Source organism: Candidatus Hydrogenedentota bacterium (genome assembly GCA_016791475.1).
In the GTDB taxonomy this organism is placed as follows: domain Bacteria; phylum Hydrogenedentota; class Hydrogenedentia; order Hydrogenedentales; family JAEUWI01; genus JAEUWI01.
This window is the reverse complement of record JAEUWI010000292.1, coordinates 1-633: the sequence shown is the minus strand read 5'-3', so window position 1 is coordinate 633 and position 633 is coordinate 1. Positions and strand designations below refer to the sequence as shown.

Below are 633 nucleotides of genomic sequence, written 5' to 3'. Positions count from 1 at the left end.
CGCTTCGCGCCGGAGCAGTCGTTCTTCATCGTGTTCCGCGATGGTAATCCGGCGCCGACCGGCGACCGCAATTTCGCCACGCTCCGCACCGTCTCCGAGGTGAGCGGCCCGTGGGAGGTGTCCTTCGATCCGAAATGGGGCGGCCCGGAGAAAATCAATTTCGACCGGCTCGAGGACTGGACCCTGCGGACCGAGCCCGATATCCGCCACTATTCCGGCACGGCGGTCTATCGGAAGCGCTTCGAGCTGGACTCCGCACTTCTCCGGGACCGCTCCGCCCCGCTCCTGCTCGACCTGGGCACGGTGAAGAACCTCGCCCGCGTGCGCCTCAACGGCCGCGATCTCGGCGTCGTCTGGTGCGCGCCCTGGCAGGTGGACATCTCCGCCGCCGCCCAAGCGGGGCGCAACGAGTTGGAAATCACCGTGGCCAATCTCTGGCCCAACCGCCTCATCGGCGACCAGGCCCTGCCGCCGGAAAAGCGCCGGACCTGGGTCAGCATCAATCCCTTCAAGGCGGATTCACCCCTGCTCGAATCCGGCCTCCTCGGGCCGGTGACGCTGCAAACGACGCTCAAGTAATCCCACCCCATGACGCCTCCCCCGCTCCGCCTCGGCCTGTTCGGCATCGGCCTC

At 67.5% G+C, this 633-nt stretch carries 1 protein-coding gene; it reads left to right on the top strand.

Annotation, left to right across the window (positions count from 1 at the left end; all coding sequences use genetic code 11):
* Nucleotides 1-579, top strand: a 579-nt coding sequence (locus JNK74_29270) for a glycosyl hydrolase (GenBank protein MBL7650268.1), incomplete at its 5' end; no start/stop codon positions are given.
* Nucleotides 580-633: the final 54 nt, after the last annotated feature.